The organism is Sphingobacterium sp. JUb56, from assembly GCF_014191365.1.
GTDB lineage: Bacteria > Bacteroidota > Bacteroidia > Sphingobacteriales > Sphingobacteriaceae > Sphingobacterium > Sphingobacterium anhuiense.
This window is the reverse complement of the sequence record NZ_JACHWL010000002.1, coordinates 634286-647859: the sequence shown is the minus strand read 5'-3', so window position 1 is coordinate 647859 and position 13574 is coordinate 634286. Positions and strand designations below refer to the sequence as shown.

11 protein-coding genes are annotated in these 13574 nt (G+C 36.0%); 6 read left to right on the top strand and 5 right to left on the bottom strand.

Features of this window, described 5'->3' with window-relative positions; genetic code table 11:
• The first annotated feature begins 812 nt into the window (after nucleotides 1-812).
• Nucleotides 813-1745, top strand: a complete 933-nt coding sequence (locus tag FHR29_RS22315) for a hypothetical protein (RefSeq protein WP_183917286.1) — start codon at nucleotides 813-815, stop codon at nucleotides 1743-1745.
• A gap of 54 nt (nucleotides 1746-1799) precedes the next feature.
• Here FHR29_RS22315 and acs read toward each other — a convergent pair whose 3' ends face one another.
• Nucleotides 1800-3716 (bottom strand): acetate--CoA ligase, encoded by a 1917-nt coding sequence (gene acs / locus FHR29_RS22310; protein WP_132769128.1) that lies wholly within the window; start codon nucleotides 3714-3716, stop codon nucleotides 1800-1802.
• 179 nt (nucleotides 3717-3895) lie between these two features.
• Between acs and FHR29_RS22305 the strand changes: the two genes are divergently transcribed.
• Entirely contained in the window at nucleotides 3896-4765 is an 870-nt protein-coding gene (locus FHR29_RS22305) for a hypothetical protein (RefSeq protein WP_132841157.1), read from the top strand.
• Nucleotides 4766-4781: 16 nt separating this feature from the next.
• On the opposite strand, the gene FHR29_RS22300 is transcribed toward FHR29_RS22305, so the two are convergent.
• From FHR29_RS22300 to rsmA, 3 genes are all read right to left on the bottom strand, one after another.
• Nucleotides 4782-5714, bottom strand: a complete 933-nt coding sequence (locus FHR29_RS22300; RefSeq protein ID WP_183917284.1) for an NAD(P)-dependent oxidoreductase — start codon at nucleotides 5712-5714, stop codon at nucleotides 4782-4784.
• 95 nt (nucleotides 5715-5809) lie between these two features.
• A complete protein-coding gene (locus tag FHR29_RS22295) occupies nucleotides 5810-6958 on the bottom strand; it encodes an FAD-dependent monooxygenase (protein ID WP_183917282.1) in 1149 nt (382 codons plus the stop codon).
• A gap of 11 nt (nucleotides 6959-6969) precedes the next feature.
• Nucleotides 6970-7746 (bottom strand): 16S rRNA (adenine(1518)-N(6)/adenine(1519)-N(6))-dimethyltransferase RsmA, encoded by a 777-nt coding sequence (rsmA, locus tag FHR29_RS22290; protein ID WP_132769120.1) that lies wholly within the window; start codon nucleotides 7744-7746, stop codon nucleotides 6970-6972.
• A 183-nt stretch (nucleotides 7747-7929) separates the two neighbouring features.
• Here rsmA and pdxA point away from each other — a divergent pair, with 183 nt between their 5' ends.
• The 4 genes from pdxA (at nucleotide 7930) to miaA (ending at nucleotide 12111) form a co-directional block, all read left to right on the top strand.
• Nucleotides 7930-8985, top strand: a complete 1056-nt coding sequence (gene pdxA, locus FHR29_RS22285) for a 4-hydroxythreonine-4-phosphate dehydrogenase PdxA (protein WP_132769118.1) — start codon at nucleotides 7930-7932, stop codon at nucleotides 8983-8985.
• A gap of 117 nt (nucleotides 8986-9102) precedes the next feature.
• A complete protein-coding gene (locus tag FHR29_RS22280) occupies nucleotides 9103-10536 on the top strand; it encodes a CCA tRNA nucleotidyltransferase (protein WP_183917280.1) in 1434 nt (477 codons plus the stop codon).
• 70 nt (nucleotides 10537-10606) lie between these two features.
• The gene (locus FHR29_RS22275; protein ID WP_021190443.1) at nucleotides 10607-11197 is read left to right on the top strand and encodes an IS1096 element passenger TnpR family protein; all 591 of its coding nucleotides are present in this window, start codon (nucleotides 10607-10609) and stop codon (nucleotides 11195-11197) included.
• On the top strand, nucleotides 11197-12111 hold the full coding sequence (miaA, locus tag FHR29_RS22270; RefSeq protein WP_183917278.1) for a tRNA (adenosine(37)-N6)-dimethylallyltransferase MiaA: 915 nt from the start codon (nucleotides 11197-11199) through the stop codon (nucleotides 12109-12111). The genes FHR29_RS22275 and miaA overlap by 1 nt, the downstream gene beginning before the upstream one ends.
• Before the next feature lie 112 nt (nucleotides 12112-12223).
• Here miaA and FHR29_RS22265 read toward each other — a convergent pair whose 3' ends face one another.
• A complete protein-coding gene (locus tag FHR29_RS22265) occupies nucleotides 12224-13294 on the bottom strand; it encodes a branched-chain amino acid aminotransferase (RefSeq protein WP_183917276.1) in 1071 nt (356 codons plus the stop codon).
• Nucleotides 13295-13574: the final 280 nt, after the last annotated feature.

Genomic DNA, 13574 nt, shown 5'->3' with positions numbered 1-13574 from the left:
TATTGGTTGCATGTCGGTTTTGCCTCACAGCTATGCGATCGAGGGTTCCGTATCGGTCATGCATTTCTCCCCGTAATGCGGTTGACCATTGACTGAAATCTTCGGCTGTTCAGGCCGGAATAGTGCGAATTTACGGGGATACAATATTCTGTCAGTGACTCTCTTTAGGGCCAAGGATAGACAGATAGGGGGACTGTATTGTTCTTTGAACAAAAGAACTTGACGGCACCTGAACTGAAGCATAAACCGCCAAGATAGCTTCGTCCAGAGGGACAAGAATACTGACCATATTGATTGGCCAAGTGATTTGATTGTTTTGTTTGCTGTTCTTAGACTTTTCATCTTGATTCATTTTTACCTATCCATAACCTGTTGCGCAGCGGCACATCCTTGGTGCGGCCTGCCCTGTGTTTCTTTTTGCACTTTATCACTGTACCCGCGTCCCTTTTTTAATTTGCTCTAGATACCCCAACCGATCCTCTTCGAACATACCGAAGATATCTAGAGCGCTCCGTCGGGAAAACGGAGTGCATTTAGCATCGGTACGTTCGCCATTTTTTTAATAGCATATCATCATTTTTTTATTCAGACCATTACTGATCCTAGTTTCTATTATTTTACATTGCTTGAAAACAAAAGAACAGCAAGCTTCATCTTTTTCCATATTTTTTGGTATTTATTCATTTTGGTGATAGAAAAACATGGAAAAACTTGAAGAATATTGAAAATATTTGCTTTTTTAACTTATTTTTAATAAAATAGAGGTTAATATCAGTGTTAATTAACTAGCCAGTTAAACAAACAGACCTATTATGGAAGTAATAAAGAATAATGAAAATACGGACGAACTTTGTGATCTCTCGGATGATCACTGGAAATCGAGAACAATATGGGTTTTGATTTTTTCTTTTTTTAATGCTTATATAGGGCATCAAATAGGTGAAGGATGGAATGTTTTAAAATATTCTCTGGCCAGCCCTCATTTCTATATCGATTTTTTTTGGACTTTTATTTTTCTGTCGTTGATGGTTTATTGGACAGTACAGGTAACAGCATATTTTGATAAAAAGCAATCTTGGAAAAATGAATTTCTGTTACGGTTACTCGTCCAGATTTTATTTGCATTCTTACCCTCAATCCTTTTCTTGCAAGTGATGGATCATCTTTATTTACAAATGACGGAGAGAAGTTTATTTCGGATTACACAGAATATAATGCAATTTCCCTTCTTTTTATGGCTATCGTTAATTTATACGTTGTTCTATAGCCTAATATCATTATATACTGAATATATGCTAACGATTAAAAGTTCTTTAAAATTTCAAGTTGAAAAGGATTTAAGTGATAGGGTTGTTTTCCAAGAGAATGAATCTAAAAACCTTACGCATGATATTTATGATGAAAATCCAGTTATTACCATTCGTGAGGGAAAAGATATTCGGCTATTGGATCTGGATATCGTGATGATATGTAATAATAATGGTATGAATACGATCTATGAGCGCAATCCTAATACCACTCCAATTCTTGATAGTCATACTTTAAAATATCTGATTGAAAGGCTTGATGTTAACGAATATTATCAAATATCGAGATGGGAGCTAGTGGCTCGAAGCATAGTAAAAGGGTATGAATTGCGAGCAGATAAAAACTTTAAACTAGACCTAGATTATCCGCTGGAGCAACAATTAATTATCAATAAGGACAAGATTGATGATTTTGCCAAATGGTTTCTTAGCAAATAGAAAGCAAAGAAGCCTGCGCAGGCGCAGGCTTCTTCAGTTAGAAATATAATATAATTACTTATTCATCTTTTCTGCACCTTCAATGATCGCTTCAACGACAGCTGGATCTTGAAGGGTGGAAGTGTCTCCCAAATTGGATCTTTCACCCTCTGCAATTTTTCTAAGAATGCGACGCATGATTTTTCCAGAACGTGTCTTAGGAAGATCAGATACAAATTGGATGATATCTGGTTTAGCGATAGCACCAATTAATCTTGTAATCGTCTGCATGATATCTTTACGTGTACTTTCTTCATCAATATGATGATTGGCAATAACGTAAGCATAGATACCTTGTCCTTTTACGGGGTGCGGATAACCAACAATAGCTGATTCTACAACATCAGAGTGCATATTGATTGCATTTTCTACTTCAGCAGTTCCGATGCGGTGTCCAGATACGTTTAATACATCATCCACACGACCTGTGATTTTGTAATAACCCTCAGGGTTTCTATAACAGCCATCACCTGTGAAATACATATTTTCATAAGTTGCAAAATAGGTCTGACGGCAACGCTCATGATCTCCCCAAGTGGTGCGTAACATACCTGGCCATGGGAATTTGATACATAAATTTCCGGAAACATCATTTCCTTCAATTTCTTTTCCATTCTCGTCCATAAGTGCAGGCTGAACCCCTGGTAATGGTAACATCGCATATCCTGGTATAGTTGGTGAAATACCAGCCATAGGAGCGATTAAGATTCCGCCATTTTCAGTTTGCCACCAAGTATCAACAATTGGAGCTTTTCCTTTACCGACTTTGTTATTATACCAGTGCCAAGCTTCCTCATTGATAGGCTCACCAACAGATCCCAGTTTGCGGATACTGCTCAAGTCTTTTCCATCAATAAATGAGTCTCCAAAAGCCATCAGTGAACGGATAGCTGTTGGTGCTGTATATAAAATATTGACTTTATATTTATCAACGATATCCCATAAACGGCCAGCGTCAGGATAGGTTGGTGTACCTTCAAACATTAATGAAGTAGCTCCCTGCGAAAGAGGTCCATAAACAATGTAGGAGTGACCTGTAATCCAACCAATATCTGCAGTACAGAAGTATACTTCACCTTGCTGATATTGAAATACGTTTGCAAAAGTATAACCAGTATAGACCATATAGCCACCAGTGGTATGGACAACACCCTTTGGTTTGCCTGTAGAACCAGAAGTATACAAGATAAATAATGTGTCTTCTGAATCCATTTCTTCTGCGGGACAAGCTGGATTTCCTTGTGTTTCTACTTTCTTAATTTCATCTTCCCACCATACATCACGACCTTTAATCATGGAGACTGGTGTACGTGTTCTTGTTAATACAATAACTTTTTCAACAGAATCACATTGCATTAATGCATCATCAACAATGCTCTTTAATTCTAATACTTTTGGACCACGGTAGCTACCATCAGAAGTCACTACTACTTTACAGGCCGCATCATTGATACGGTCAGCGATAGATTGTGCGGAAAAACCTCCGAAGACTACGTTGTGAATAGCACCGATACGTGCACAGGCTAAAGTCGCAATAACCAATTCGGGAACCATTGGTAAATAAATACATACACGATCTCCTTTGCGGATATTGTTATTTTTTAGAACGTTGGCAAATTGCTCAACTTTCTGTAAAAGTTGTTTGTAAGATAAAATACGATGCGATTCATTTGGATCATTTGGTTCCCAAATAATCGCAGGTTTATCCCCTAAATTATAGATATGGCGGTCAAGGCAATTTTCTGTAATATTTAATTTTCCACCTTCGAACCATTTTACATTAGGCTCTGTAAAATTCCAATTCAGAACATTTGTCCATTTTCTTTTCCAAAAAAAGTTTTCCGCTATCTCTCCCCAGAAAGTTTCCGGACTTTCTACACTTTTTTTATAAACGTCTTGATATTCTTCAAATGATTTGATTTGTAGACTCATATTTTGGTTTTATTAAATTCAATCCCTTAAACTTATTTGGTTGATTAAACAAGTTCATTTGGAATCAGCTAATTTAGTTTTTTTTGAGACAATTGCCAATTTATAAAATTTATAATTTGAAATTTAACTTTTTTATAACACTATTGTTATATTGCTCATGATATAATAGATTGATCTATATGGATGTATTAAAAAAAATGTACTATTTTTTAATTTTTAGCAATATATTAATTGCATTGGCGGCAGCTTCGCAGTGTGTGTTGACGTACATTATACTTGATCAGGAGATTAATGGTTATATCGCATTAATTGAGGGAGCGGCTACACTTGCGCTTTACAATTTTAGCTTGATTTTATCTAAACCACAATATCCGGAACAATCAATTTATGCCCGTACAAGGTGGGTTTTTAAATATGAAAGTATTTTATGGATCAACACATTTATAGCAACAGGTATTTGCCTATGGTGTCTTTTTCATATCCACGTTTACTCTATCTTTTTCTTAGGTGTTATTGGATTGGTCAGCGTATTGTATAGTCTTCCTATTATTCCTTTAAAAGATCGATGGGGGGGATTAAGACAAATTCCGGCAATGAAAATTTTTCATATTGCATTGGTATGGGTATTAAGCAGTGTTTTTCTTCCCTATATAGAGCTTTACAGTAATGCTATTCCGGTAAACTTGCATTTATTGTATTACCTCGCTGGTTTAAAGTTCGTTTTCTTGATTATCTGTACGTTGCCATTTGACATTCGTGATATCAAGCAGGATTCTTATTATCATCTCCGAACATTGCCCAATATGCTTGGAGAGGGGAGAGCAAAGAGCCTATGCTACATATTACTGTGCATACATAGTCTCTTGATTTTATGTGCTCCTTATTTACTGATCATAAAAATTGGTCTTCTTTTTACGAACACAATTATTTACCTCATTTTAAGATTTATTGTTTTCAGAACAAATGAACACTATCATTATGCTTATTTACTTGATGTAAGTCTCGTGCTCCAATTTTTAATCGTTGTGTTTATTAAAAATTTTGTGTGATTTTATTTTAAGATGATTACTTGTTCAAAAAAGAGATGATCTTATCCGCAACTACATCAGATAATTTATAATAACTTTCAAATGTCCATCCTGCAACATGAGGACTTAAAATAACATTGTCTCTACTTGTTAGATCTGAAAACCAAGATTGCTCTTTAAGGGCAGGAAAATTCTCTACGGGAAGGACATCAAAAGCAGCTCCTATGATTTTTCCTTCATCCATTGCCTTTAATACAGCAGGAATTTGAACAATACCACCACGAGCTCCTAAAAGGAAAAATATGGGTTTGCGAAAATGATATAAATATTCTTCGTTGATAAGTCCTTTTGTCTCTTTGGTTAGCGGAATGTGAAAACTAAGTACATCTGCATGTTTGACAACTTCTTCCATGGAGACTTCCTTTGCGAATTGATCTGAAAAGCCAGTTTTGTACTTGTCATATGCAATTACTTTTACACCAAAGCCGGAGAGTTTCTTGGCCATAGCCTGTCCATTGTGACCATAACCAATAATGGCAACAGTTCGACCTTGTAACTCAAAGCCACGGTTGGCCTCACGACGCCATAAACCGGTCTTAATTTCCTGATTGGCTCTGTTAAGATGATTCATAAGAGAAAGCAACATACCGATCATATGTTCACCAACGGCATCACAGTTTCCTTCATTTGCACTTATGAGTTCAATTCCTTTTGATTGTGCATAAGCCTCATCAATATTATCCATACCAGCTCCGCAACGTGCTATAAATTGGAGATTATTTGCTAAATCTATAAAGTGCTGATCGACTTGAAATTTAGATCTTATGATTAATCCAGTATAATCAGAAATGTATTTTTCAGCATCTGCGCGGGTGAACTCAGGTTTGTAATCGTAGGTAATTCCAGCTTGATCCAATTTTTGAGTAAGCACTGCATGCGCGTCATCAACGATTAATACTTTTGTTTTCATAATGATTATTTATTTACATTAAATAAATTATAGTTTAGTGGCAATGAAGTGATCATAAACAGAAGACACATAATGGTTTATGCGATTCAATATAATTACAATTTCATGAAATCAACACTTAGCAGTTTTTTTAGCTTGTACTGCTTAACTTCTTCAGGTAATATGCGCATCAATGTATCTCGGATGATAATACTAATCGGATTCTCCCATTGTGCGACCTTTCCGATAGACCATGATGTTTCTGTAATATAACGTGTTCTTTTTAACCTTCTTTTTTCAAATATTTGAAAAGCAAGAGCAACATCTGTCGTTTTCTTTAATTCGTCTATCAATACGGCTACATCTTCAATTGCCTGACACGCACCCTGACCCATATTGGGGGTTGTTGCATGTCCTGCATCGCCAATAAATAAGATATTACCGAAAGCTAGATTTTTTAGAGGTTTAATATCAATGATATCATTCCAGATCAATTGCTGGTCATTTGTTTCAGCAAGGACGCTTGTAATCGGATCATGATAAGACGCAAAGTTTTGTTGCAGATCCTTGATTGTGTAACGACTGAATACTTTGTTATGAGCGGGAGAATTTATACAAGCATACCAATAAATCTTGTTTCCAACAAGAGGAGTCATGCCAAAGCGTCCTTTGTTCCCCCATGTTTCTGAACCAGTGCTTAGGTTTATATTAGCATTATCAATGGTTGCACGCCAACAGGTATAACCTGCATAGCGCGGTGCTGAACTAGGAATCAATTGTTGTCTTAATCGAGAATTAACACCGTCAGCAATAATCAGATAGTCCGTTTGATGTATGGTCCCATCTTCAAAAAAGATGTCAATTTCTCCTTCTCGGTATTCTATTTTAAGAGCTCTTTTTCCAAGATGTAAGTTTTCATATTCAATTTGTGCGAGTAGAAACTGATGTAAATCTGCACGGTGTATAGCAAAATTATCCTGTTCATACTTGTCACTAATGGTTTTGGTTTCGGGAGCTGCAAGAATCCTTCCCTGCTTATCCAGAATATTATAGTTTTCTAAATAATGACCTAGGGGGATGACACCTGCTTTAAGTTCCAAGTATTCTAATGCCTGAATGGCATTGGCCGCTAAACCAAAACCAGCTCCAATACCTTTTAATGCCTTCGCACTTTCAAAGATAGTGGCTTGTATACCAATTTTGTTAAGGCCAATGGCTGCAGTCAAACCAGCAACACCACCTCCGATAATGGTAAAGCGTTTCATGGAGCTAGATCTTAGGCATTCGCAATTTCGTTTGTTAGAACGATAAAGTCATTAACCGTTAATCGCTCAGCGCGTAATTCATATAATGGATTGTCCGACATTTTATCTTTTGTAACTACCGCCGACAGCGAGTTTCTTAAGGTCTTGCGTCTTTGGTTGAAACCAGATTTTACAACTCTCCAGAATAATTTCTCATCACACGCAAGTGCTGTGCGATCATTTCTGGTCATCCGAATGACACCAGAAAGTACCTTTGGTGGGGGATTAAATGCACCAGCCTTTACAGTGAACAAATATTCTACATGGTAATAAGCTTGTAAGAAAACGCTTAAAATACCATATTCCTTACTACCAGCCTTTGCTGTACACCGTTCTGCAACTTCCTTTTGAAACATACCGGTCATCTGCACAACACGGTTGCGTTCATCCAATATTTTAAATAAAATCTGAGAAGAAATATTATAAGGGAAATTGCCGATAACGGCCATCTTTTCGCCAAAATGTTGTGAAAAATCCAAGTTTAAAAAGTCGCCATGAATCAGACGGTGTTCCAGCTGCGGATATTTATCTGCTAAAAATTCAATAGATTCATCATCCACATCGATCATCCATGTTTCGTAAGCATCATTTTGTAGAAGAAAATCGGAAAGAACACCCATTCCAGGACCGACTTCAAGCACCTGCGTGAATCCTAATTTTGGATCCAAAGCATCAACTATTTTTTTTGCCGCATTTTTATCATTCAAAAAATGTTGTCCTAAATGTTTCTTGGCTCTTACTGTACTCATATATGCTCGAATTTGGTACAAATATAGTTAACTTGTGGAGGATAATAAACAGGTAAGGTAAATGAGTGGCAATTTATCATCTGTTTCTCTTGAAGGTGGTTTATATGAATTGGAAATTAAAGTGATGCTTGACTATTTCATATAATTTTAATTACTTTTGAGTCAATAATTTCATTTTTTACTATGGCTGACAAATTAAAAATAGGTATTACAGTAGGCGATATCAATGGTATCGGATTGGAAGTAATTATAAAATCATTATTGGACAATCGTGTTTTAGAATTTTTCACTCCGATTGTTTACGGTAATACAAAAGTTGCGTCATTTCATAGAAAAGCATTAGGTGTCAGTGATTTTAGTTTTAATGTCATCAATGATCCTGAGCAGGCAAATCCTAAACGGGCTAACATGATTAATTGCTGGCAGGAGGATGTCAAGATAACTTTAGGCGAAGAAAATGAGATCGGTGGTAAATATGCTTTTATTTCATTAGAAAAAGCGGTTGAAGATCTAAATGCAGGAAAGATAGATGCTTTAGTCACTGCCCCTATAAATAAACATAATATCCAGCAGGAAGGATTTCATTTTCCAGGACATACGGAGTATTTGCAGGAAAAAACAAATGCGGATGATGTGTTGATGTTTATGATCTGTGATGAGTTGCGGGTGGGTGTTGTTACAGGCCATATACCTGTAAAAGATGTTTCCGATCATATTACAGAAGCAGCAATTTTAAATAAATTGGAGCTAATGAATGAGAGTCTTAAAAAAGACTTTTGGATTCAGAAACCTAAAATTGCTGTACTCGGATTAAATCCACATGCAGGGGATAATGGTGTTATTGGTGTTGAAGATGATATGATTATCCGACCAACGATAGAAAAAGCAAAAGAAAAAGGAATATTGTGTTTTGGGCCATATCCTGCAGATGGTTTTTTTGCTAATCATGCTTACGAAAAATTTGATGCGGTATTAGCCATGTACCATGATCAAGGATTGATTCCTTTTAAACATATTGCAAATCGTAATGGTGTAAATTTTACTGCAGGTTTGCCGATTGTTCGTACTTCTCCAGATCATGGAACGGGTTATGATATTGCTGGACAAAATGTTGCTGCTCATGAGTCTTTCATGGAAGCTATATTTCAGGCAGTTCACATTGTAAAACGTCGTCGTGAACAAGCAGAGCTATCTCAAAATCCACTAGCTTTCCGCAAGCTTTCTCGCGATCGCGATTAAATATAAAGAAGTAATATTATTAGTCTTGTGCGCTTATATCGCAAGACTAATATCTATTTTATAATAAATTCCTTACTTTTGCATCCTAGTGTTTTTTTAAGGACCTAGATTCATGCTATGAGTGATAATTTACAACATCCTATTTTCCCAATCATTAAAGAGTTAGCCGAAACAACAAATACGGAGTGCTACGTCATTGGCGGTTATGTACGCGATCATATTATGGGCCGGCCTTTTAAAAATGATGTGGATATTGTTGTTGTTGGAAGTGGAATTGAGTTTGCTACAGCTTTAGGAAATAAATTGAAAACTAAAGTTGCTGTTTACAAAAGTTTTGGAACAGCAATGTTAGTTTTTGAAGGATTAAATGTGGAATTTGTAGGAGCTCGTAAAGAATCTTACCGTGCTAATTCCAGAAAACCAATTGTTGAAGATGGAACTTTAGTTGATGATCAAAATCGACGTGATTTTACCATCAATGCTATGGCATATTCACTGAATAAGGATAATTATGGTGAGTTGCTTGATCCATTTGATGGGGTAGGGGATATTGAATTACGTACTATACGTACACCATTAGATCCAATCGTGACATTTTCCGATGATCCTTTGCGTATGATGCGTGCTATTCGTTTCGCTACACAATTGAACTTTAAGATTGATACAAAGGCGATTCAAGCGATCACAGATACCAAAGATCGTATTCGTATTATATCAAAAGAGCGCATCACTGACGAAATTAATAAGATTATCTTGTCAGAGAAACCCTCTATTGGATTTAAATACTTATTTGATACAGGGTTATTGGCTTTGGTTTTTCCTGCAATGCAAAACTTATACGGTGTAGAAATCATCGATGGGAAAGGACATAAAGATAATTTTTACCATACGCTGGAAGTTTTGGATAATGTCTGTGAAACAACAGATGATCTGTGGTTAAGATGGGCTGCTATTATGCACGATATTGCAAAACCTCCCACAAAAAGATTTGATAAAAAACTAGGATGGACCTTTCATGGTCATGAAGATAAAGGGGCACGAATGGTTCCTAAATTATTTGCTGAGTTAAAACTTCCATTGAATGAGAAGATGAAGTTTGTTCAGAAACTAGTTTTATTACATCTAAGACCAATTGTACTGGCTCAAGATATTGTTACTGATTCTGCTGTACGTCGTTTGTTATTTGAGGCCGGTGATGATATTGATGCATTGATGCAATTGTGCCATGCCGATGTAACAACAAAAAATGAATATAAAAAGAAGAAATATCGTCAGAATTTCGAATTGGTCAAGCAAAAACTAAAAGATGTTGAAGAACGTGATCAGATCCGAAATTGGCAACCTCCAATTTCTGGGGAAGATATTATGGAAGTTTTTGGTATTGGGCCAGGTCGTGAAGTTGGGAAAATAAAAAATGCAATCCGAGAAGCGATCTTAGAAGGTGAGATTCCTAATGCTAAGATGGACGCATATCATTTTATGGTCAACAAAGCTCAAGATTTGGGCTTGACTATTAGAAAGGCATGGGATTTGAATACAACAGTTAAATAAAAAAAGTATCTTTAATCGCTTCAATTCTTATTGAAGCTCATCTTGTTAACAAACAAAACGAATATTAGAAATGGCTATTTATAGATTCAGAATCACTTTTGAAGATTATGAGGATGTGTATAGAGAAATCGATATGCTTTCGAAACAAACTTTCTTAGAATTACATGAGGCTATTCATAAGACAACTGCTTATGAAGCTGACCGTTCATCTTCCTTTTATGTTAGTAACGATCAATGGAAAAAAGGAACTGAAATTGCTCTTTTACCAACTGCTCGTAAAATTTCAGATGGTGTTTTACTAATGGAAAATATTCGTTTAAGTAAGTTTATTGACGATCCTCACCAAAAGTTTTATTACATCTATAATTTTGATAGACCTTATGAATTTCATGTGGAATTGATCAAAATTTTAAAAGAAGAGGAAGGCAAAACTTATCCTACTGTTTTTAAAACGGTGGGTCAAGCACCAAAATCTTTAGCAGCAGCGAATTTTCCTGTTGCAGATCCTTTGGATGACGATGAAGAAGATGAAGTTTTGGTAGATGAGACGCAATATGGCGTTGATGATGACGAAGAATTCGATTTGTTTGACGGGGATGATGAAGAAGAAAGTGGAGAAAAGTCTGAAGAGGAAAGTAGTGGTTCGTTTGACGAATATTAATGTTAGGCACCACAGATCAACATAATAAAACTTTAATTGCTATAGTAGGGCCTACTGCAGTAGGTAAGACTGCTATGGCAATTGAGCTTGCTCAATATTTTGATACGGAGATTATTTCAGCCGATTCAAGACAGTTTTACCGTGAAATGAGTATTGGTACGGCCAAACCTACTGCATCTGAATTAGGTCAGGCGCCTCATCATTTTATTAATTCACATTCTATAGAAGAGGATTATTCTGCCGGTGATTTTGAAAGAGAGGCATTAGAAACAATAAGCTCGCTGTTCAAAAAAAAGGATATAGTCATTATGGTTGGCGGATCTGGTTTATTTGTGAGAGCAGTATGTGAAGGTTTGGATAATTTACCTAAGGCCCTTCCGGAAACAAGAGAACGGTTAAACAACAGGTTTGATAACGAGGGAATTGTGCCACTTCAAGCTTATTTAAAAGAAGTCGATCCTGTTTATTATGATCAGGTAGATATTTCAAATGTTCAACGGGTAATTCGAGCCCTGGAAGTATTTGAAACTACTGGATTACCATTTTCTAACTTTCTTCAGCATACAAAAGCAGTTAGACCTTTTAAGATCATGACGATTGGACTTACAATGGACCGGACAACTTTATATGAACGCATTAATATGCGTGTCGATTTGATGGTGCAGGATGGCTTATTGGATGAGGTAAGATCTTTACTATCTTATAAACATAAGCCTGCTTTGATGACTGTCGGTTATTCTGAGCTTTTCGATTTCTTAGATGAGAAAGTATCTTGGGAAGTAGCAATAGATAAAATTAAGCAAAACTCACGAAGGTATGCTAAAAGGCAACTTACTTGGTTTAAGAAAGATAAAGATACAGTCTGGTTTGATCCTAAGGATAAAAAACAGATTATAGATTATATTCAATCATAATTTTATACGATATCAACAGAGTTATCCACATTATGTTAATAACTCTGTTGATAACATAAAAAGGGCTTGATTACAATGGTAATCAAGCCCTTTTATATGAAATGAAATATAATTATTTCACAATCAAATTCCATCCAAATTCGTCAGCAATTCTGCCATATCGAAGATCATCTAAATAGGTTAATACTTTTTTAGAGAAATCGCGACCTTCTACAGGAGGTAATTGAAACAATTCACCTTCATAACCAATAGTGGCAATTGGTGTTAATGTTGCAGCTGTACCAGCAGCAAATGCATCTGTTACAATTCCTGCTTTGATTCCATCAATAAGTTCTTTGACAGATACTCTGCGCTGCTCAGTTTTATATCCCCAGCTTGCCGCCAGTTCCATAATTGTACGTCTTGTTACACCATGTAGGATCGTATCACCGTGAGGAGTAATAATACTGTCACCGATACGGAATATTAGGTTGGCTGTTCCAGCTTCTTCAATATATTTATGTTCTGAAGCATCCGTCCACATCAATTGATCAAAACCTTCATCATTTGCCAAACGAGTAGGGTACAATGACAATGCATAGTTACCTGCATTTTTTGAGAAACCTACTCCGCCTTCTGCTGCACGGGTATAATGTGTTTCTACCTTTAATTTTAAAGGATTGCTATAGTAAGCACCTACAGGGCTGGTGATAATTATAAATTTGTAGGAATTAGAAGGGTGTACTCCTAAAGCCGCTTCAGTACCGAACATAAACGGACGGATATATAAAGATGTTCCTGGAGCATTTGGAATCCATTTGTTATCGGTGGCTAATAATTTTTTTAATCCACCTAAAAAGATTTCTTCAGGAACTTCTGGCATCTCCAGACGGGCTGCAGAAGTATTGAATCTTTCCCAGTTCTTGTCAGGACGGAAAATACTAATAGTTCCATCTTGAAATTTGTATGCTTTAATACCTTCAAAGATTGCTTGGCCATAATGTAAAGCCGACATAGAAGGGCTTACATTAATATCACCATAAGGCACAATACTGACATCAGTCCATGCTCCATCTTCATAGGTAGCGACCAACATATGGTCGGATAATATTTTTCCAAATTTTAGATTGTTAAAATCTACTTGCGAGAGTCTCGATTGTTGTGTGGGCTCTACGCGAATTGAATAATTTTCTGTCGCGCTCATTGTATTTTAATTACAAATGCTAAAGTATGAAAAAAACCACGAATTTGAATGATAAACCTCTTGTTTATCAAATATTATTCTGTGTGAACAGAATTTATTATTACACAGTAAATTTGTCTATTTTTTAGGATCCTACGTTTTATTTTATGGACAGATAATCATTTTGACAAGTATGAATTATCATTTTTTAGGCGTTTTTAGTTGTTTTGTTACCTTTCTCTTCATTCTGTGTTAATTTTAGATGAATTAATACAAAAATTGTAAAGTGGCATGTTATTTG

What these genes read in the sequence shown, in the direction of transcription:
- FHR29_RS22315 (WP_183917286.1), top strand. Translation starts at nt 813, where the DNA reads ATGGAAGTAATAAAGAATAATGAAAATACGGACGAACTTTGTGATCTC.
- acs (WP_132769128.1), bottom strand. Translation starts at nt 3,716, where the DNA reads ATGAGTCTACAAATCAAATCATTTGAAGAATATCAAGACGTTTATAAA.
- FHR29_RS22305 (WP_132841157.1), top strand. Translation starts at nt 3,896, where the DNA reads ATGGATGTATTAAAAAAAATGTACTATTTTTTAATTTTTAGCAATATA.
- FHR29_RS22300 (WP_183917284.1), bottom strand. Translation starts at nt 5,714, where the DNA reads ATGAAAACAAAAGTATTAATCGTTGATGACGCGCATGCAGTGCTTACT.
- FHR29_RS22295 (WP_183917282.1), bottom strand. Translation starts at nt 6,958, where the DNA reads ATGAAACGCTTTACCATTATCGGAGGTGGTGTTGCTGGTTTGACTGCA.
- rsmA (WP_132769120.1), bottom strand. Translation starts at nt 7,746, where the DNA reads ATGAGTACAGTAAGAGCCAAGAAACATTTAGGACAACATTTTTTGAAT.
- pdxA (WP_132769118.1), top strand. Translation starts at nt 7,930, where the DNA reads ATGGCTGACAAATTAAAAATAGGTATTACAGTAGGCGATATCAATGGT.
- FHR29_RS22280 (WP_183917280.1), top strand. Translation starts at nt 9,103, where the DNA reads ATGAGTGATAATTTACAACATCCTATTTTCCCAATCATTAAAGAGTTA.
- FHR29_RS22275 (WP_021190443.1), top strand. Translation starts at nt 10,607, where the DNA reads ATGGCTATTTATAGATTCAGAATCACTTTTGAAGATTATGAGGATGTG.
- miaA (WP_183917278.1), top strand. Translation starts at nt 11,197, where the DNA reads ATGTTAGGCACCACAGATCAACATAATAAAACTTTAATTGCTATAGTA.
- FHR29_RS22265 (WP_183917276.1), bottom strand. Translation starts at nt 13,294, where the DNA reads ATGAGCGCGACAGAAAATTATTCAATTCGCGTAGAGCCCACACAACAA.